Source organism: Sporosarcina sp. P7, from assembly GCF_002743425.1.
GTDB lineage: Bacteria > Bacillota > Bacilli > Bacillales_A > Planococcaceae > Sporosarcina.
In genome coordinates this window covers 164,915-183,055 of record NZ_PDZF01000006.1, presented here as the reverse complement: position 1 = coordinate 183,055, position 18,141 = coordinate 164,915, and the positions used below count along the sequence as shown (strand labels likewise).

At 41.3% G+C, this 18,141-nt stretch carries 19 protein-coding genes, 1 tRNA gene and 1 rRNA gene; 16 read left to right on the top strand and 5 right to left on the bottom strand.

Translation table 11 applies throughout. From position 1 onward, the window contains the following. The first annotated feature begins 18 nt into the window (after positions 1 to 18). From rrf to tsaD, 6 genes are all read left to right on the top strand, one after another. A 5S ribosomal RNA gene (rrf, locus tag CSV60_RS08255) occupies positions 19 to 134 on the top strand. Positions 135 to 158: 24 nt separating this feature from the next. Next, positions 159 to 234, top strand: a tRNA-Asp gene (locus CSV60_RS08250). A gap of 144 nt (positions 235 to 378) precedes the next feature. Continuing rightward, positions 379 to 828 carry a tRNA (adenosine(37)-N6)-threonylcarbamoyltransferase complex ATPase subunit type 1 TsaE gene (tsaE, locus tag CSV60_RS08245; RefSeq protein WP_233189575.1) on the top strand — a complete coding sequence of 150 codons (450 nt, stop codon included), beginning with the start codon at positions 379 to 381 and terminating at the stop codon, positions 826 to 828. After that, positions 825 to 1,526 (top strand): tRNA (adenosine(37)-N6)-threonylcarbamoyltransferase complex dimerization subunit type 1 TsaB, encoded by a 702-nt coding sequence (tsaB, locus tag CSV60_RS08240; protein WP_099632652.1) that lies wholly within the window; start codon positions 825 to 827, stop codon positions 1,524 to 1,526. The genes tsaE and tsaB overlap by 4 nt, the downstream gene beginning before the upstream one ends. After that, a complete protein-coding gene (gene rimI / locus CSV60_RS08235) occupies positions 1,519 to 1,968 on the top strand; it encodes a ribosomal protein S18-alanine N-acetyltransferase (protein ID WP_099632653.1) in 450 nt (149 codons plus the stop codon). Before tsaB ends, rimI begins: the two co-directional genes overlap by 8 nt. Continuing rightward, positions 1,968 to 2,987 carry a tRNA (adenosine(37)-N6)-threonylcarbamoyltransferase complex transferase subunit TsaD gene (gene tsaD, locus CSV60_RS08230; protein ID WP_099636632.1) on the top strand — a complete coding sequence of 340 codons (1,020 nt, stop codon included), beginning with the start codon at positions 1,968 to 1,970 and terminating at the stop codon, positions 2,985 to 2,987. Before rimI ends, tsaD begins: the two co-directional genes overlap by 1 nt. Before the next feature lie 614 nt (positions 2,988 to 3,601). Here the strand turns inward: tsaD and CSV60_RS08225 are convergent. Then, complete coding sequence (locus CSV60_RS08225; protein WP_099636631.1) at positions 3,602 to 5,527, bottom strand: ABC-F family ATP-binding cassette domain-containing protein; 1,926 nt, start codon at positions 5,525 to 5,527, stop codon at positions 3,602 to 3,604. 153 nt (positions 5,528 to 5,680) lie between these two features. Between CSV60_RS08225 and CSV60_RS08220 the strand changes: the two genes are divergently transcribed. The 4 genes from CSV60_RS08220 (at position 5,681) to dacB (ending at position 9,028) form a co-directional block, all read left to right on the top strand. After that, a complete protein-coding gene (locus CSV60_RS08220) occupies positions 5,681 to 6,328 on the top strand; it encodes a redox-sensing transcriptional repressor Rex (RefSeq protein WP_099632640.1) in 648 nt (215 codons plus the stop codon). Positions 6,329 to 6,391: 63 nt separating this feature from the next. After that, positions 6,392 to 6,583, top strand: a complete 192-nt coding sequence (locus CSV60_RS08215) for a twin-arginine translocase TatA/TatE family subunit (protein ID WP_029055052.1) — start codon at positions 6,392 to 6,394, stop codon at positions 6,581 to 6,583. Between the two features lie 17 nt (positions 6,584 to 6,600). Then, entirely contained in the window at positions 6,601 to 7,404 is an 804-nt protein-coding gene (tatC, locus tag CSV60_RS08210; protein WP_099632641.1) for a twin-arginine translocase subunit TatC, read from the top strand. A gap of 133 nt (positions 7,405 to 7,537) precedes the next feature. Further along, positions 7,538 to 9,028: a D-alanyl-D-alanine carboxypeptidase/D-alanyl-D-alanine endopeptidase gene (gene dacB, locus CSV60_RS08205; RefSeq protein ID WP_099636630.1), complete on the top strand. Its 1,491-nt coding sequence runs from the start codon at positions 7,538 to 7,540 to the stop codon at positions 9,026 to 9,028. Positions 9,029 to 9,487: 459 nt separating this feature from the next. Here the strand turns inward: dacB and CSV60_RS08200 are convergent, their stop codons facing one another. After that, on the bottom strand, positions 9,488 to 10,219 hold the full coding sequence (locus tag CSV60_RS08200; RefSeq protein ID WP_158233164.1) for a CPBP family intramembrane glutamic endopeptidase: 732 nt from the start codon (positions 10,217 to 10,219) through the stop codon (positions 9,488 to 9,490). 195 nt (positions 10,220 to 10,414) lie between these two features. On the opposite strand from CSV60_RS08200, the gene groES reads away from it, so the two are divergent. Next, positions 10,415 to 10,699 (top strand): co-chaperone GroES, encoded by a 285-nt coding sequence (groES, locus tag CSV60_RS08195; RefSeq protein ID WP_029055048.1) that lies wholly within the window; start codon positions 10,415 to 10,417, stop codon positions 10,697 to 10,699. Positions 10,700 to 10,756: 57 nt separating this feature from the next. Then, positions 10,757 to 12,394, top strand: coding sequence for a chaperonin GroEL (gene groL / locus CSV60_RS08190; protein WP_099636628.1), 1,638 nt, complete (start codon positions 10,757 to 10,759; stop codon positions 12,392 to 12,394). Between the two features lie 78 nt (positions 12,395 to 12,472). On the opposite strand, the gene CSV60_RS08185 is transcribed toward groL, so the two are convergent. The 3 genes from CSV60_RS08185 to CSV60_RS08175 form a co-directional block, all read right to left on the bottom strand. Beyond that, on the bottom strand, positions 12,473 to 13,687 hold the full coding sequence (locus CSV60_RS08185) for a site-specific integrase (RefSeq protein ID WP_099636627.1): 1,215 nt from the start codon (positions 13,685 to 13,687) through the stop codon (positions 12,473 to 12,475). Next, entirely contained in the window at positions 13,687 to 14,223 is a 537-nt protein-coding gene (locus tag CSV60_RS08180) for an ImmA/IrrE family metallo-endopeptidase (protein WP_099636626.1), read from the bottom strand. The genes CSV60_RS08185 and CSV60_RS08180 overlap by 1 nt, the downstream gene beginning before the upstream one ends. A 114-nt stretch (positions 14,224 to 14,337) precedes the next feature. Then, positions 14,338 to 14,697 carry a helix-turn-helix domain-containing protein gene (locus CSV60_RS08175; protein WP_199175259.1) on the bottom strand — a complete coding sequence of 120 codons (360 nt, stop codon included), beginning with the start codon at positions 14,695 to 14,697 and terminating at the stop codon, positions 14,338 to 14,340. Between the two features lie 143 nt (positions 14,698 to 14,840). Here CSV60_RS08175 and CSV60_RS08170 point away from each other — a divergent pair, with 143 nt between their 5' ends. The 4 genes from CSV60_RS08170 to recD2 all read left to right on the top strand — a co-directional run bounded on the left by CSV60_RS08170 (position 14,841) and on the right by recD2 (position 18,073). Continuing rightward, entirely contained in the window at positions 14,841 to 15,110 is a 270-nt protein-coding gene (locus CSV60_RS08170) for a helix-turn-helix transcriptional regulator (RefSeq protein ID WP_099636624.1), read from the top strand. Between the two features lie 130 nt (positions 15,111 to 15,240). Next, positions 15,241 to 15,561: a MerR family transcriptional regulator gene (locus CSV60_RS08165; protein ID WP_099636623.1), complete on the top strand. Its 321-nt coding sequence runs from the start codon at positions 15,241 to 15,243 to the stop codon at positions 15,559 to 15,561. Positions 15,562 to 15,590: 29 nt separating this feature from the next. Next, positions 15,591 to 16,520: a transcription termination/antitermination NusG family protein gene (locus CSV60_RS08160; protein WP_099636622.1), complete on the top strand. Its 930-nt coding sequence runs from the start codon at positions 15,591 to 15,593 to the stop codon at positions 16,518 to 16,520. Continuing rightward, a complete protein-coding gene (gene recD2, locus CSV60_RS08155; protein ID WP_099636621.1) occupies positions 16,517 to 18,073 on the top strand; it encodes an SF1B family DNA helicase RecD2 in 1,557 nt (518 codons plus the stop codon). Before CSV60_RS08160 ends, recD2 begins: the two co-directional genes overlap by 4 nt. Positions 18,074 to 18,141 lie beyond the last annotated feature (68 nt).

The following is an 18,141-nucleotide window of genomic DNA, read 5'->3' as shown; positions in this document are numbered from 1 at the left end:
CAAGCTTTACTCAAAGAGTCTAGTAACGATAGCGAAGAGGTCACACCCGTTCCCATACCGAACACGGAAGTTAAGCTCTTCAGCGCCGATGGTAGTTGGGGGTTTCCCCCTGTGAGAGTAGGACGTTGCTAGGCTTTATTTTTTTGCTTCATTTCAGTGGTCCCGTGGTGTAGCGGTTAACATGCCTGCCTGTCACGCAGGAGATCGCGGGTTCGATTCCCGTCGGGACCGCCATATTTTAACATTTCAAAACGATTTCACCTTAACGGGTGTGATCGTTTTTTTATTGTAAATAAACAGGGCTGGCTTCTTGGCTTTTGTTTTGTAAGGTTTTTCTGTACACTAGTACTATAATAGGAAGAGAAGGGTGAGTTGGTTGTGTGGGAGAAAGAAATCGAGTCCGTTGAGGAAATGGAGAAGCTGGCCACCGAGATCGGTCGCTATCTAAGACCTCCTGATGTACTGACCCTTGAAGGTGATCTTGGGGCTGGCAAGACAACATTCACAAAAGCACTTGCAAAAGCAATGGGTATCACACGGACAGTTAGTAGTCCTACTTTTACGATTATCAAGCAGTATGAAGGGGATTACCCTTTCAATCATTTGGATGTATATCGGTTAGCCAATAGCGAGGAAGACTTAGGTTGGGACGAACTGTTTTATGGAGATGCGATTTCTGTAGTGGAATGGGCACAATTTATTCAAGAAGAGTTGCCTGAACATCGGTTGGAATTGATTATCCATCATACGGGGCCTAATTCCCGCAGAGTTCAATGTATGCCAAAAGGTGAACGATTTACACGTATTTGTGAGGAGATTTTTACATGATATGGTTAGGTATAGATACAGCAAATTCACCTTTATCTGTAGCAATCGTTAAAGATGATGTAGTACTTATCGAAGAGTCAAGCATGATGAAGATCAATCATTCGCTGCGCGCGATGCCGGCAGTGGAAGAGGCATGTCGTAAGGCAGATATTACTCCTTCGGAAATAGACGCGATTGCTGTTTCAGAGGGCCCTGGTTCGTATACAGGTGTTCGCATTGGTGTAACGATTGCGAAGACATTAGCTTGGACGCTTGATAAGCCGCTTTACGGTGTATCAAGTCTGAAGGCTTTAGCGTTGAATGGACAACTGTTCAACGGTCTGGTTTGTTCTGTAATTGATGCGAGAAGATCCAACGTTTACGCAGGTGTCTATCGAGCGAAGGGTACTGAATTGGTCAGTGTATTAGAGGATCAGCACTGCCCAGTTGTCCAGTTGTTGGAGAAGTTAAAAGAGTGTGAAGAGGCGGTTTTATTTGTTGGAGAAGATGTGAAACTGTATGAATCAATTATTCGTGAGCATCTTGGAAAGCAAGCATATATTGCACCATTCGCATTAAATGTGCCACGTGCATCTTCTGCTATCTCACTGGCGCAAAGTGCAAATCAACCCGAAATAGTTCATACGTTTACACCACAGTATAAGCGCATTACGGAGGCAGAAGCCAATTTGATGAAGAAGGGGTCTTCCCATGAGTAATGAAGTGCTATTTCGAAAGATGACGCCTGATGACATCCCGGCGGTTGCGGGTATAGAACTTGAATCATTTGCGACACCTTGGACAGAAGAGATTTTTGAGCATGAATTAACAGGAAATGCATACGCACATTATATTGTAGCGGACCTGGACGGTGAAGTGATTGGGCATTGTGGTATGTGGATTGTGCTCGATGAATGTCATATCACTAATGTGGCCGTACTATCGGCTTATCGAGGTAAAGGGTATGGAGAAGATCTAATGCGTCAGGCGATGGAGTTGTGCCGCTTGAATGAAGTGAAGACCATGACGCTTGAAGTGCGTGTGAGTAATGAAGCAGCGCGGATGTTGTATCGCAAGTTAGGTTTTCAAGAAGGCGGTATCAGGAAAAACTATTATACAGACGACCATGAAGATGGACTCGTCATGTGGGTGGAATTCTAATGGAAAAAGATCAGTATATTTTGGGTATTGAAACGAGCTGTGATGAAACCGCGGCTTCTATAGTAAAAAATGGGACGGAAATTATTTCATCTATTGTATCGTCACAAATCCAGCAGCAAAAGCAATTTGGCGGTGTGGTTCCCGAAATAGCGTCGCGTCTGCATGTGGAACAAATCACACTGGTGATTCAGGAAGCATTGAATGAAGCGAAACTTGTACCAAGTGATTTGGTTGCGGTCACTGTGACAGAAGGACCTGGATTAGTGGGGGCGCTGTTGATCGGTATCAATGCGGCGAAAGCTTTTGCCTTTGCGAATCAGTTACCATTGATTGGTGTGCATCATATCGCAGGACATGTCTATGCCAATCAATTGATTCATGAGATGGAGTTTCCTTTGCTGGCACTTATCGTCTCAGGCGGTCATACTGAGCTTGTCGTCATGAAGTCACATGGTTCATTCGAATTGATCGGTGAAACGCGTGATGACGCAGCAGGCGAAGCCTATGATAAAGTTGCTCGGGTACTTGGTTTGCCTTATCCGGGAGGTCCGCAAGTAGATCAGCTCGCGCTGATGAGTGATGAAAGTATAGACTTTCCACGCGCTTGGCTTGAAAAGGATTCCTATGACTTCAGTTTTAGTGGATTGAAGTCTGCAGTTATCAATTATAAGCATAATATCGAGCAAAAAGGCGGAAAGATCAATCATGATCATGTTGCGGCGGGCTTTCAGCAAAGTGTTGTTGAAGTATTGACAGTCAAGACAGTGAAAGCGGCGAAAGAATATGACGTGAAGCAAGTGATTGCGGCAGGTGGTGTAGCTGCCAATCAAGGACTGCGAAAATCATTGACCGCTGCGTTTGAAAAAGAAGGGATTCCTTTCTACGTTCCACCTATTTCATTATGTACAGACAATGCAGCAATGATTGCCGCGGCTGGCTATGAGATGTGGAAAAGCGGCGTTCGAAGTAATTCTAGTATGAATGGTCGACCTGGAATGCCATTAAAATCATGGAATTAATGAATACACACACAGTTTGCTAACTTTCAGCAAATTGTGTGTTTTTTGTTAAACGAATATTAGTTTGTCAAGAGGGAACGTTCGTACTTATACACAATATGTGGATAGAATGTTGGTAACATTTATAACCTGTGAATGGTAAACGGATACAATTTGGATAACTATGTGGACTAGTAAACAAGTATTTGTGGATAACGTGGATAACTATGTTTATATGTGTTCAAATAGGGATTTGATCTGTGGAAAAGATTGTGGAGAAATAAAGTGAATTTTAGCCTGAAATTTCTAAGGAAAGTATAAAAATGACGAACGATAGGAAGAATAGTAGGATTCTTGTCGCAATTTGTCGTGAAATTGTTCGGATAATCGGGTTAAAGCACCATATCTTCACATACGTGCTCATAGTTATTGCGGATGCGCTCATAAAGTTTATTATGCGCTCTATAGAATATGATGACCGCTCTATGTCGAACTTCGACCACTCATACTCTCCGGGCGAACGCTCTATTTTACAACATAACCGCTCATACCCAAAATAACATAGAAAAAACAAGCATCAAGAACTACCCAATTCTTAATGCTTGTTTTAAATAATTCTATGTTTCCAGACGTTTTTATAAATTCTCTAACTCATCTTGAAGTAACAACCACTCTTCCGATCGTTCGTCATGGACCGCCTGGATTTCATCGATTTGACGTTGGATATCCATTAGTGCGATGTGATCGTTTGCTAGTTCGGGTTCTAGTAGCTTTGCTTGCAAAGTTTCAATTTCTTCATCGAAGGCTTCAAGTGTATTCTCTATTTCAGCAATGGATCGTTTAAGCCGGCGTTCATGGCGTTGATTTTCCTTATTTGCCACTTCTTTCTTGACAACAGGCTCTTTTGCTCGTTGTTCGAGTTGTGTAGCCGCTAATATCTCTTCTGTCTCAGTCTTTTTCTCGACGAAGTAATCGTAATCGCCTAGGTACTCCACTGCTCCATCGTCACTCATTTCAATAACTTTGGTTGCGAGTCGGTTGATAAAGTACCGGTCATGTGACACGAACAATATCGTTCCAGGGAAATCATCAAGTGCATTTTCTAAAATTTCTTTGCTGTCGAGATCTAAATGATTCGTTGGCTCGTCCAAGATCAATGTATTGGATTTCTCGAGCATTAGTTGCGCCAATGAAAGACGTGCTTTTTCTCCACCTGACAGGGAAGTGACGAGTTTTTCTATGTCGTCACCCGTGAACAGGAAGCGTCCGAGTAGGGAGCGTACATCTTTTTCATTCATTTGTGGCCAGTCGTCCCATATTTCCTGCAAGACGGTACCTGTGCCAATAAGTGTTGCCTGATTTTGATCGTAGTAACCAAATTGGACATTCGTGCCGTAGCGAATTTCCCCACCCATCAGTTCGTTGCGCTTTACTATAGTTTTAAGCAACGTGGATTTGCCGACACCGTTCGGTCCAACAAATGCTACACGATCACCTTTATAAATACGCAAATTGATGTTCTTCGATACAGGTTCTTCACCATAGCCAATTTTGACATTGTCTAACGACAGTACATCGTTACCGCTTGGTCGGTCAATTGAGAAGGAGAAGTTCGCGGATTTCTCGTCGCCGTCAGGAGATTCCATCCAGTCTCTCCGCTCTAGTTGCTTACGTCGGCTCTTCGCCATTTTGGAAGTGGACGCACGCGCAATATTTTTCTGAATGAATTCCTCCAACTTGGCCCGTTCATCCTTTTCTTGAACAAATAACTTCTGATCACGTTCATAGTTCTTCGCTTTCTCATCTAAGTATGAGCTGTAATTACCGCTGTACCTTGTGACTTTCCGTCGAGATACTTCATATACAGTGGTAACTACTTTATCGAGGAAGTATCGGTCATGTGAAACGATTAGAATCGCACCTTCGTAACCCGACAAATACCGTTCGAGCCAGTTCAATGTTTCGATGTCCAAGTGATTCGTCGGTTCATCGAGTATTAACAAGTCTGGCTTACTCAGAAGCATCCTTGCAAGCGCTAAACGAGTCTTTTGACCGCCTGACAGTAAGTGCACAGGCTTCTCGAAATCATCCGGGTAAAACCGCATGCCATGAAGCACGGAACGAGCGTCGGCTTCAAACTGATAGCCTCCTGCCCCCTTAAAATCAATTTGAAGTTCATCGTATTCCGTCATGATGCGAGTATAGCGACTCGCATCTTCAAGAACCGTAGGATTCGACATTTCATGCTCTAGCGCGCGCAGCCGACTTTCCTTTTCACGAAGGGGTGCGAATACCGTCATCACTTCATCCCAAATCGTTAATTCTGAATCCAGCCCACTGTGCTGCTCGAGATAGCCCATGCGTACATCTTTAGGAATGATGATATCTCCTTCGTCCGCGGATATTTCACCTGCAATAATTTTCAATAAAGTCGATTTTCCAGCACCATTTCGTCCAACTAATGCGACGCGATCTCGATGCTGTACTTCGAGACGGACGTTTTCTAGTAGATCCGTGCCGGAAAAAGACTTTGTCAGTCCATTTACTTGTAAAATAATCAAGCCCCACACCTCTATTCTTTATCAGTTTAATGGAATGGAGCGTCCCATGCAATAATCGGCTTTACAATAATCCCGTTGTGCTGTACGATAAAAACGGCTGTACCCTTGTTTAGGGGTTGGTCATTGAAGTGACGATGGAGGTAGGGCACAGCTGTGAGTAAACCTAGAATTCCGCAGGCAACATCAAAACGATTGCCTCTATATTATAGATTTTTACGAAATTATGCAGATAAAGGTGTACAACGCATTTCCTCAGGTGAATTAAGTGAAGCGATGAAGATTGATGCTGCAACAATTCGCAGAGATTTCTCGCATTTTGGGGCGCTTGGACGCAAAGGATACGGCTATGACGTAGATTCCTTGCTGCAATTCTTCCGCGAAACACTTGATCAAGACGAAGAAACCAAAGTGGCATTAATCGGGGTAGGTAGTCTCGGCAACGCTTTTTTGAAATACAATTTCCAAAAGATCCACAATACGAAAATTGTCGTGGCATTCGATCCGAAAGCGCCACATGAAGGCGAACTAAAGAACGATATTCTTATTTATCCACCTGATCGTCTTGAAGAGAAAATTAATGAACTAGGTATTGAAATGGTTATTTTGACTGTGCCATCACGTGTTGCACAGGAATTGACGGATCGTCTCGCTACAACGTCTGTGAAAGGGATATTGAACTTTACCCCTGAACGGCTGGCGGTACCAGATACAATCCGTATTCAGACAATCGATTTGTCCGTTGAGTTGCAAACATTGATTTATCTTATCAAAACGGACGTAAAAGATTCACAAATTAGGTGACACTGCAATAGTAAAATTATAGGTTTTCATGTAGAATAGACATATTATGAGGAGGTGGCCAACATGGCTCCAGGTATCGGAAGTTTACTGATTATCGCTGTGATCGCGTTACTTATATTTGGTCCTAAGAAATTACCTGAAATCGGTAAAGCATTCGGTTCTTCATTGCGTGAATTTAAAAACGCAACAAAAGGCCTTACAGATGACGAGGACGACGTAAAAAAGGTTGAAGACAAGAAAGAAGAAGTGCGCTGAGTTAGGGTGTTATTCTGATGGCAGATAAAGACTTAACAATCATTGAGCATATAGATGAAGTGCGAAAACGGCTGATGGTAATTGTCGTTTTCTTTATTGTTGGGGCAATTGGCAGTTTCTTCTTAGCGAAGCCTCTGATCAATTTTATCCAATACGATACACCTGCTGAACAAATTACATTGAATGCATTTAACGTGATAGATCCAGTCGTGATCTATTTGAAAGTTATAGTATTCCTAGCGATTGTCATTATTTCACCGGTTATCATGTATCAATTTTGGGCCTTTATTTCACCTGGACTTCGTGAGCTTGAACGTAAGGTCACATTGTCGTATATCCCGTTTGCTTTTCTCTTATTTCTAGTAGGGATTAGTTTCTCGTATTTCATATTGTTACCATATGTCATGAAATTCATGATTAATCTGTCAGGTCAATTGAACATTGAGCAGACAATTGGTATCAATGAGTATTTCTCTTTTTTATTCTCACTATTATTGCCGTTCGGTTTTGTCTTTCAGTTACCGATCGTCATTTTATTTTTATCGCGTCTCGGCGTGTTGCAACCTAAAGTACTCGTTAAGATACGGAAAGTTGCGTATTTTGTCTTGTTCGTAATTGCGGCGTTCATTACACCACCGGATATCGTATCGCATTTATTCACTTCGGTTCCGCTGTTCATCCTGTATGAGATCAGTATCGTGATTTCTCGTCTAGGCTATCGGAAGTTCGAGAAATCTGAACGTCTACGCCAGATGGAAGAAGTCAAAGCAGAGCAACAGCGTCAGATTGATGAAGTGATGAATAAAACGGATGATAAGTAAACATAAAAGATCCTCTTGCAAATGCAGGAGGATCTTTTATGTTTACGGGACCACAGTCAAATATGGGTTCATTTACCAATGCCTCTATGGTAAACTATCTAAGAATAGAATGAGTAGGGGGACATGAATACAAGTGAATAGAAAAAAGACTCCAACTAGATGGAGCAAGTGGTTACTAGGTGCATTATTGCTTATGGCGAGTGTTACGACTCCTATTATAGAAGGTCAAGTAGCTGCGGCTCAGCAGTCCTATAAAGGGTTAGAAACAGGCATTAATCAAGTTATTTCAAGTCAGCGTATGCGGGGGACACGAAGCAGTGTCGTCGTACGTGATGCGGATACTAATCACGTGATCTATCAATATCGTGGCAATCAAGGTATTACACCCGCTTCGAACGTCAAAGTTCTAACCAGTACATCAGCCCTTGAAGTGCTGGGGAAAGATTATACTTTCGATACAGATGTCTTAACGAATGGTACAGTGAAAAACGGTATTCTCTACGGTCATCTCTATTTGCGTGGGACAGGTGATCCGACATTACTTGAAGCCGACTTATTACGTTTGGCCCGGCAAATCCGTGAATCAGGTATCCGTTCCGTTACAGGACATATCGTGGCGGACGATACATGGTTTGATACACAGCGTTTATCACCAGGTATTCATAAAGCAGACGAAACGTATTACTACGCAGCACAAGTTTCGGCACTGACGATTTCGCCAAATAAAGACTATGATGCAGGCACGACAATCGTTGAGGCGAAGCCAACACGAAACGCTAAAGCAGGAGCCGTCACGTTGACTCCTCACACGGACATCGTAAAAGTCGTTAATCGCACACGTACCGTACCAAAAAATCAACGAAACACGGTGACGATGAAACGTCAGCAAGGAACGAACACGATTATCGTTTCAGGAAACGTACCACTCAACTCAAACGGCAAGCGCCAATGGGTAACGGTATCGAATCCGACAGCCTATACAGCGGACGTCTTCAAACGCGCACTTGCTAAAGAAGGTATCAAGCTTCAACCAACAGCTCGTGTAACACGTGGAAAAACTCCTGCGAATGCAGAGTTACTCGCAAAGAAAGAATCGATGTCATTGTATTATTTAATGATGCCGTTCATGAAGTACAGTAACAACTCTCACGCAGAAATCTTGGCAAAGTCTATGGGGCGCGCAGTATATAATGAAGGAAGTTGGAATGCCGGCTTGCGTGTTGTGAGGGAAACGTTGGAAAAAAACAGTATTAACACAAAAGGTATTTATTTAGAAGATGGTTCAGGTATGTCGCATAAGAATAAAATCCCTTCAGAAAAAATTGCTGAAGTGTTATATGCGGCCCAGTCAAAAGAATGGTATCCGGCATTTGAGCGTTCGTTGCCAATCGCAGGAGTGAATGACCGCATGCTAGGTGGAACATTGCGCAACCGTTTGACGAGTCCAATTGTCAGAGGCAAGGTGCAGGCGAAGACTGGTTCGCTCAACGGTACGGATTCGTTGTCGGGCTATGTGAAGACGAAGAGCGGTCAAGAGCTGATCTTCAGTATCCTGACAGAGAACGTGAAAGGAACAGCGAAGCCTGATATTGATAAGATGGTACAGGTAATAGCTGCGCAGTAAGAAGTGTAGGTTTGTGGTTCGGGGATTGGAGTTCCAGCAGGGGACGCTTTCCTGAGGGCGTGGCTTACTCAAGGCATTCTATGAAAGCACATGCTCCTAACGCTTCGCTTTTACTCGCAAAAGCCGTCCTTCGCTACGGCCGCTGATCCTCCAGGAGTCGCCCCTGCTTCCACTCCAATCCCTACAAGAGGACCATGAGCATAAGATAACTTCATCATATGATTAGTATAACTTCTCTTTCACTTACTATAATTAGAAATGGAAACTAGTTGATCTTCGTTTCAGGCGGCGACTCCCGCGGGAATAGCATGAGACTTGAGACCCCACAGCGAAGCGAGGAGGCTCAAGCCATGCCCGCAGGAAAGCGTCCGACTGGAACGAAGATCAACGATGCCTTCCTGCTCACCGAACTTTATATATATCTACAAAAAAATCTCCCCATTCACGGGGAGATTTTTTCTATTGCAGGAATAATACGATGCCCTGCTGCATATCTTGTAATTGTTGCAGTTTATCCGCATTCCATTGCACGACAGTGACGAAACTATTCATGAGGAAATGGGCAATCATCGGGGTCAGTAGACGCTTAGTCTTGTAATAGACAAAAGCGAACGCAAGACCTGGCATTAAGTACATCAGCAAATGTTGCAACTCGCCATGCACAGCTGCAAATACGATGGCGCTGACAATCGCAGCGACCCAAAAGTTCGTTCTTGTGTACAAGCCACCGAAGATAATCCGGCGGAAGACGACTTCTTCGAGGAACGGTGCAAATAACACCATAGCGAAAATAATAATAGGTGCGGTTTTCGAAATATTCGACAATAATTCCGTATTTTCGGAGCCAGCGGTGACACCGAACACGGACTCAATCGCGGCACCTATAATTTGTCCAGCCATGGCGAGGAAGAAACCAAGTACTCCCCATAGAAGAACGCTTCCGAATCCGACAGGCTTTCCTTTAAATGCAGGTAAGAACTTCTTATTTTGTAACAGGATCACAGCAATGATCAGTGCAGCGATACCTTGCGTGATGAATAACGTCCAGGCGAAACCTTGTGATACGGCATCTGCTTTAGACAAGTCTTTGCCGGTGAAGTAAATAATTAATTCAGGGGCAAGAAAAATGCTGGTAATCTGCAGCAACACATACGACATGAAGATCATCAGAGCAACAACCCAGTTTTTCACGGTGCACAACCTTTCTTTCATACATGTTGATTAGTTTAACGCGAATAAAGACGTTTGGCAAAAGAAGAAATTGTCGAACACTTTTACTTGCAATTATGTGTGAAATTCATTAATATTAGAGTTGTGTTAGCACTCATCATAAGTGAGTGCTAAGAAAAATAAAAATTACACATTATCTCGAGGAGGTTGTTTCATTTGTTGAAACCACTAGGTGACCGTATCATTATCGAATTAATCGAAGCAGAAGAAAAAACATCGAGCGGCATTGTTCTACCGGACTCTGCGAAAGAAAAGCCACAAGAAGGAAAAGTAATCGCTGCTGGTACAGGCCGTGTTCTTGAGAACGGACAGCGCGTCGAACTAGAAGTATCTGAAGGCGACCGCATCATCTTCTCTAAATACGCAGGCACTGAAGTGAAGTATGAAGGTACTGAATACTTAATCCTTCGTGAAAGCGACATTCTTGCAATTATTGGATAATTAATAAAAAAGTACATGTAGTAGAAAAATAGAAAATTCTGGAGGGTATCAAATACAATGGCTAAAGAACTTAAATTTAACGAAGAAGCACGTTCCGCAATGCTCCGCGGTGTAGATACACTAGCAGACGCTGTAAAAGTAACACTTGGGCCAAAAGGTCGTAACGTCGTACTTGAGCGCAAATTCGGTTCACCACTCATCACAAACGATGGTGTAACGATCGCAAAAGAAATCGAGCTAGAAAATGCATTCGAAAACATGGGCGCAAAGCTTGTAGCAGAAGTTGCATCCAAGACAAATGACATCGCAGGTGACGGAACAACAACAGCAACTGTCCTTGCACAAGCCATGATCCGTGAAGGCTTGAAGAACGTAACAGCTGGTGCAAACCCGGTTGGTATCCGTAAAGGAATCGAAAAAGCGGTAATCGCAGCGGTAGAAGGTCTTCAAAGCGTTTCCGATGAAATCGAAAGCAGACAAGAAATTGCACAAGTTGCAGCAATCTCTTCTGGTGACGAAGAAGTCGGTGAGTTGATTTCACAAGCAATGGAGCGCGTAGGTAATGATGGCGTCATCACAATCGAAGAATCTAAAGGCTTCATTACAGAGCTTGATGTAGTAGAAGGTATGCAATTCGACCGTGGCTACGCATCTGCTTACATGGCAACAGACACAGACAAAATGGAAGCAGTACTTGATAATCCATATGTTTTGATTACGGATAAGAAGATCAACAACATCCAGGAAATTCTTCCAGTGCTTGAACAAGTTGTTCAGCAAGGTAAACCATTGTTGATTATCGCAGAAGACGTTGAAGGTGAAGCTCTTGCTACACTAGTTGTCAACAAACTTCGCGGTACATTCAACGCAGTGGCAGTTAAAGCACCAGGTTTTGGCGATCGCCGTAAAGCTATGCTTGAAGACATCGCAATCCTAACAGGTGGACAGGTAATCACAGAAGATCTAGGACTTGATCTAAAATCTGCTGACCTTACTTCACTCGGACGCGCTGCGAAAATCGTAGTAACAAAAGACCATACTACAATCGTAGAAGGTAGCGGTGACGCAGGTTCAATCGAATCACGCGTAGGCCAAATCCGTTCGCAGTTGGAAGAAACAACTTCTGAATTTGACAAAGAGAAATTGCAAGAACGTCTAGCTAAACTTGCTGGCGGTGTAGCAGTCATCAAAGTCGGAGCTGCAACTGAAACAGAGTTGAAAGAGCGTAAACTTCGTATCGAAGACGCATTGAACTCTACACGTGCGGCAGTAGAAGAAGGAATTGTATCTGGTGGCGGTACTGCACTAGTTAACGTTTATAAGCAAGTAGAAGCATTACTTGAAGGTACGGAAGGCGATGTATCTACTGGTATTAAGATTGTTCTTCGTGCACTTGAAGAACCAGTACGTCAAATCGCAACTAACGCGGGCCTTGAAGGTTCTATCGTAGTAGACCGCTTGAAGCGCGAAGAAGTGGGCATTGGCTTTAACGCAGCAGAAGGCACGTGGGTTAACATGGTAGAAGCAGGTATCGTGGATCCAACGAAAGTAACTCGTTCTGCACTACAAAATGCAGCATCTGTAGCGGCTATGTTCTTGACTACTGAAGCTGTAGTGGCAGACCTCCCAGAACCAGCAGGTGGCGGTGGAATGCCTGATATGGGCGGTATGGGTGGAATGGGCGGCATGATGTAAAATAGCGAAATGAACCCTTTCACGACGGGGTTTTAAGCTATCTGCCATCATTTTTGATGCCCTTTTGATGCCTAAAACTTATTTTTGATCATTATCGGGCTGTTGAAGGCTTCTCATTAGTTGACCAAACTTTTGAGAGGCCTTTTTTTGTTTTTCTTTTGTAATGTGTAAATACACTTGTGTTGTCGTTTCATCATCTTTATGTCCTAGCCTATCCATTATCTCGAATAGATCGACACCTGCTTCTGCCATAAGAGAAGTATGAGTATGCCTTAATGAGTGAGGAGTAAGATGCTTGGTGATAGTTGGCAATTGTTTTAGTACGGCTTCCATCCGATTTTGAACAGTTTTGATGAAAAGTGGATAGCCGAAATAGGGAGGATTTATTCTGCCGAATACATAATTTTTATCATAATATTCATCACCAACTTCTTCTTTTACGGCATCTATTAATTTTTTCTGATTTAGTAATGCGTCTATTACTTCATCTTCAACTATAATTTTACGAATAGACGAAGTTGTTTTTGGTGGCAATAGTGTATATTTAACGCTGTTATTAGTTGGGTTGTAATACGTTTTCGTTATACTAATTGTTTTTTGAATAAAATCTATATCACTCCATCTTAACGCTACAAGTTCCCCTACTCTTAACCCAGTCCACGAAAGTACGAGCAAAATTGCATATGTTTCCTGTTTCATTTCTTTTGCTTTCTCTAAAAATATCTTCAACTCATCTTTTTCAAGAAACAGCTCCTTTACTTCAGTGTTTTCAATTTGTTCAACCGTGGTTCTATCTTTCGGGATTCTAGCAAATTCTGTTGGGTCAGAAATTAGTACATCTTGTTCCCTTGCCCTCTTAAATATCATACGTGCTGTTCCATGAATACCGGATATGGTGTTATAGGCTAAATTCTTTTTGTTTTTTAAATGATTTAGCGAATTTTGGTACATAGTTTTTGTGATTTCTTTAATCTTATATAAAGCAAAGTAGTCATTTAAATGGCCGATCTCATGAACACGCACTCGAATCGTGCTTATTTTTATTTCTGTTGTTTGGTAGAAGGAAAGCCATTCATCAGCCATGTCTTGAAAGGTAATATCATCTTTTATTTCGAAGTTAAGAATATTCATTTGGTATTCAAATTCTAATGCAGCATCCTTTGCATCTTTTTCACGCTTGAAACCACGTTTAACAATTCTACGTCTTTTCCCGGTTTGCGGATTAATTCCACCCTCAACAATATACATCCAACGTTGTCCACTTTTAGTCTCATACTTCTCATATCTTGCCATTATCTACGTTTACTCCCTTCAATTAGTCTTACTAAATGCTTCTGAAACAAATCACTTTCTCTTGAGCGTAGCCACTTATCCAACCTTTCGCTAGCGAAAATAGGATCGGTGTTAAAGATGCTTGCAATCAGTCCTATGGCCTCGCATTGAAGTTGAGGTAGGTTCATCTGATTCAACAAAAATGTTGGTATACAAAAGTGATAAGCAAATTGTTCTGCTTGCCATTCCTGATACTCCCGGAAGGGATTGTGCATTGAACACTGGTATCCCTCATGACCCAAGATGTGGGCCAATTCATGAGCAAAGTCTTGCCAAATTGCCTGTTTGGACTGGTTTTTATTTAAAAAGATTCGATAAATCCCTCCCATATTATTTGCTTCACTTGACTCATCAAAATAATAAGTTTTTATTTTAAACATGTTAGAAATGTCTTCGATAAGATCCATATGATAAATCTGGGACGGTTTTATAATATTTAGCGAATGATAAATCGAAAAAACCTTTTCTTCCAATGAAGATAGACTTGAAATTTTCAAATTTAATTCGACACCTTTTTCACGAATCAGGAATGTATGTTCGTATGATGTTTATAATAATACCCTATCCTGATAAAAAAGATAGGGTTACTAACTCATATTTTAAAAGGTGTTTCATTTGTCCTCGTTTTTAATAATATCCCACATTTTCCGCAATTTTCGTAAGTCTTCTTCACTAGATTTAGGTAATTCTGAATACCACCGTTTTAAGTCTGGATCGTTGATTGCTTTTTGGAAATCTTCTTCGTCTTTATCAATGGGATCCGGGTTATCAGTATTTTCCAGAAGATAATCAATAGATACGTCAAAGAAATTAGCTAATTTTTTAGTAGCTTCATGATCAGTCTCTCTTTGGTTAGTTGAACTTTCGTAATAACCATATGCTTGTCTAGTTATACCCAATAGCTTGGCCATATCCTCTTGTGTTAGCTTCTTGGCTACTCTAAGTTTTTTTAACCTTTCTTGAAAACTCATAATATATCTCCTTAGAAAGTAATTTAATTATATTATACAGCAACATCTTGTTGCTTGATCATAAAGTAACAAAATGTTGCGTATAATACGAAGTAGGTAAAGCAACGAAATATTGCCTGTATGGGGAGGAGAAATTAAAAGAAATGAGAATGTGGCTTAAAGCAGAACGTGAAATGAAAAAACTTACATATCAAAGCATAGCCGATTTAATTGACGTTGAACGACAATACTACGGAATGATTGAAAAAGGTAATCGTACACCAAGCCCAAAAGTAGCGAAGAAGATTGCAAAAGTTTTAGGAGTAGATTGGACTCTTTTTTTGAGATGTGAGGCAACAAAACGTTTCCTGTTGGAGCGAATAATAATTTTTAAGATATTTACTAAACATGTCTATAAATCAGTTCCTATATAGAGCATAGCATCGCCAAGATCTTTCAGCAAAAAAATTGTCAAAAGCGAGCGGCAGTCAAATGACCAAAATGTCAAGACGGTGGGCTTTGATTTATGGACGTGTGAAAAAATGAAAGGAGAGCGGTAGATATATGAATATTGTACTCGAAGAACTCAAAGCAAAGCTACTAGAAGAGAGTTTGAGAGAACTTTTTACACAGGCTTATGAACAAGGCGTGAAAGATAGCCAAGAACAATATGCTTTTCCACATTTACTAAATAAAAAAGATTTGTGTAAAATATTTCAAGTTGAGGAACCAACAGTAAATAAAATCATCACTAGGCAGGGGTTTCCGAAGTCCAAGTTCGTTACTGCTCGTTATCCGCGGGATGAAGTATTCAAGTGGATGCACGAAAACTGTGTAAATGTTGATGAGAACAAGCACCAAATAAGAAGTCGTTCATTTGGCTAGTTAATAAAAAAGAGAAAGGATGAAGAGATATGACTTACTTTGTAGTTCAGGTTCGTAGCGGAGCGGAAATTGAAGTGAAAGAAATGTTGAATACTGTTTTGAATAGAGCAGGCGATTCAATGGTTAATGCTATCTATGCAATGGAAACATTCACAGAAATTATTCGCGATGAAAATACTGCTGTTGATCTTTCGGAATTAAATTCAGACGATATATCTGAACACTTGTATGTAAAAAGAATCCAAGCAGGCTTAAACAATCTTCGCATCGCTTGCGACAAACTTAAAGAATACAAAGATGCCAATTCTCTTGCCTTGCTTGAAACGTACAAAGGCAGCATCCGTGAACTCTCCAAAGACTTGAGGGAAGTTCGAATGAATACGAAGAAAATAAGTAGCGTAATTAGCGGCTATATTTTAGTAGAATTAAATGTAGATTTTTATTACTTCCCAGATAATTTGTGGCATTTAGTAAAATCTGTCCCCAACGTAACTGGAATTCCAAGTAAGTACAATGTTCCACAAGAAGAAGTCGATGCTTTCTTCCAACAGGTAGACATTACACCGGAAGTGGAAATGCAATTTGAAGAACTTCTATCAAGTGAGGAGGTTGTGGAAGCGAGAAACGAAATGCTGTATGAAGCGAATAAAGTAGTTGGTACTGTTGAAGAAAAAGTATTACTTGAGCAGATTGATATTATTGCAACTAAAGTTGTTGATTCTGTAAATGAAATGAAAAATGACATTGATTCCTCTAACCCAATTATTAGAAACGTAGAACGATGTAAAGCGTTTATTCATCGTAAACGTCAAATAATAGTGATGCCTATGGATCTATTCTTGACTCTTTATAATGATATTAAAGTACAAAACCTTATCCCGGCCCAAAGTTCTTTTGCATTTCTTAATCGCTTTAGATCCATATTGTATAGAGACGATAAGATGGTGAGTTTGGAATGAATGAATTCATTGGAAAAGTTATAAAGGTTCTTTATAGAAATGAAGATTTTCTGATTGCTAAATTGCAAACGGATAATGAAGAACTCACAATTAAAGGAAACATTTACGGTGTAGATAAAGGTGAAGAAATAAAAGTTCGTGGGACATGGGAAAATCACATGCTGTTTGGGAAACAGTTTGTGGTGGAGTTTTGGGAAAGGCCGATTCCGCAAACAAAAGATCAAGTGATTGCATTCCTTGCATCGCCCCTTATAAAGGGATGTGGGCCGAAACAGTCAGTGGTAATTGCTGAAAAGTTGGGTGAAGACTCTTTGATGATAATCAGCGAACAAGGCGAGGCGAGTTTACAAGGGATTAAAGGAATCGGGAAGAAACGCGCTAGTAACATTGTAGAAAGCGTTAGGTCTACGTTTGAGGTACAGAAAATCATTTCGGAACTACTTGTGTTCGGAATATCCGCTCGTATGGCGATGCGGCTGTATAAAGAATACGAGTCTAATACGGTAGCAGTTGTTACAGAAAATCCATATAAGCTAACAGAATTAAACCTGATAGGGTTCTTAAAGGCTGATGAAATTGCTCAAAAGATTGGTATATCACCCTTATCAGGATACCGCATTGATGCTTGTGTGAACTATGTTCTAAAAGAAACATGCTTCAGTTCAGGCCATTGCTATGTGATGGAAGAAAGTCTGCTTGCGGAAGCTGCAAGTGCATTAAACCATAATACGATTGAAGAGAACAAAGTTTCGATGGATGAATTAGCACAAAGTATTTACCGTTTAGAAGAGAAACATATCGTTATTGAAGACAATTGCGTTTACCCAAAGTTTTTATTCACATATGAAGACAGGTTAGCTCGGAAACTTTCAGAAATGAAGGGTTCTCGGGATGGCGTAGCATTGCCTTCGTTAGAAAAACAGATAACCAACTATCAAAAGAAGCAGGGAATCATCCTAGCTGAGAAGCAACGTGATGCGATTAGGCGGTTATTTGAAGAACAGATGTTAATACTCACTGGTGGTCCTGGAACCGGTAAGACAACCGTTATACGTGCCATGATTGACGTGTACAAAGGAATGCATCCAGAAAACATTATATGCTTAGCTGCCCCAACTGGAAAGGCGAGTAGACAATTGTCAGAGGTGGCTGGACATGACGCATCTACAATCCATAGGCTAATTGGGTACCAACAGGGAGAAATTCCTACCTACAATTGGCAAGATAAACTTCCTTGCGATTTGTTAGTCGTTGACGAAATGTCGATGGTGGATGTTCAGTTGGCTAGTTTACTAATGGATGCACTCGAAAAGGATACCAAAATTCTCTTTGTAGGAGACACGGATCAATTGCCATCGGTTAGTCCTGGGAACGTTCTAAGCGACATGATTCAGTCAGGATTACCAACTGTGGCTCTTACAGAAGTATTTCGACAAGCACAAGAAAGCCAAATCATAAGTAATGCCCATATGGTTAATCAAGGTAAATCACTTCTTATCGATAGCGATAAAGGTGATTTTTATTTGTGCGCCCAGCATGGGCGTAGTCTCTAGGGTGCAAGTCCCGAACTGTGAAGGCAGAAGTAACAGCTAGCTTAACGCAAGGGTGTTCGCGGTGACGC

Bases quoted from the DNA above. Each gene is read 5' to 3' on its own strand.
- tsaB (WP_099632652.1), top strand. From the start codon at position 825: ATGATATGGTTAGGTATAGATACAGCAAATTCACCTTTATCTGTAGCA.
- rimI (WP_099632653.1), top strand. From the start codon at position 1,519: ATGAGTAATGAAGTGCTATTTCGAAAGATGACGCCTGATGACATCCCG.
- tsaD (WP_099636632.1), top strand. From the start codon at position 1,968: ATGGAAAAAGATCAGTATATTTTGGGTATTGAAACGAGCTGTGATGAA.
- CSV60_RS08215 (WP_029055052.1), top strand. From the start codon at position 6,392: ATGGCTCCAGGTATCGGAAGTTTACTGATTATCGCTGTGATCGCGTTA.
- tatC (WP_099632641.1), top strand. From the start codon at position 6,601: ATGGCAGATAAAGACTTAACAATCATTGAGCATATAGATGAAGTGCGA.
- groL (WP_099636628.1), top strand. From the start codon at position 10,757: ATGGCTAAAGAACTTAAATTTAACGAAGAAGCACGTTCCGCAATGCTC.
- CSV60_RS08185 (WP_099636627.1), bottom strand. From the start codon at position 13,687: ATGGCAAGATATGAGAAGTATGAGACTAAAAGTGGACAACGTTGGATG.
- CSV60_RS08175 (WP_199175259.1), bottom strand. From the start codon at position 14,697: ATGAGTTTTCAAGAAAGGTTAAAAAAACTTAGAGTAGCCAAGAAGCTA.
- CSV60_RS08170 (WP_099636624.1), top strand. From the start codon at position 14,841: ATGAGAATGTGGCTTAAAGCAGAACGTGAAATGAAAAAACTTACATAT.
- CSV60_RS08165 (WP_099636623.1), top strand. From the start codon at position 15,241: ATGAATATTGTACTCGAAGAACTCAAAGCAAAGCTACTAGAAGAGAGT.
- CSV60_RS08160 (WP_099636622.1), top strand. From the start codon at position 15,591: ATGACTTACTTTGTAGTTCAGGTTCGTAGCGGAGCGGAAATTGAAGTG.
- recD2 (WP_099636621.1), top strand. From the start codon at position 16,517: ATGAATGAATTCATTGGAAAAGTTATAAAGGTTCTTTATAGAAATGAA.